Source organism: Neisseria sp. P0020.S005 (genome assembly GCF_051957055.1).
GTDB classification, from domain to species: Bacteria; Pseudomonadota; Gammaproteobacteria; order Burkholderiales; family Neisseriaceae; genus Neisseria; species Neisseria subflava_A.
Genome location: NZ_JBQCWV010000085.1, coordinates 1 through 424, shown reverse-complemented (window position 1 = coordinate 424; position 424 = coordinate 1). Strand labels below are relative to the sequence as shown.

At 50.2% G+C, this 424-nt stretch carries 1 protein-coding gene; it reads right to left on the bottom strand.

All coding sequences use genetic code 11. The features are described from left to right. Window positions 1-9 precede the first annotated feature (9 nt). Complete coding sequence (locus ACTHTU_RS11430) at window positions 10-297, bottom strand: ComEA family DNA-binding protein (RefSeq protein ID WP_070460228.1); 288 nt, start codon at window positions 295-297, stop codon at window positions 10-12. Between the last annotated feature and the right edge of the window lie 127 nt (window positions 298-424).

Genomic DNA, 424 nt, shown 5'->3' with positions numbered 1-424 from the left:
CCGTCAGGCTTATTTTTTCACGGCAGGCTGTGCGGCCTTAGGCGCGGCAGGAGAAACCGTCGCCTCCGCCTTCAATTTGTTCAGTACCGCATCACCGATGCCCTTCACGTTTTTCAGCTCCTCCACCGATTTGAACGCACCGTTCTTCTGACGGTATTCCACAATCGCTTTCGCCTTAGCCGGACCGATACCCGGCAAAGCCTCCAGCTCGGCAGAAGATGCGGTATTGATGTTCACGGCGGCCAAAGAGAATGCTGCACAGACGGCGGCAAATGCACCAAATAAAAATTTCTTCATCAGATTTTTTCCCATAACATATTTGATTGAATCAGTCAGGAAGTCTACCGAATGGTTTTATTCCACTCTGTAAACACTGTCACATACGCAGATAGGGCAACAGCCCATGCCCGCATAAATGCTTACG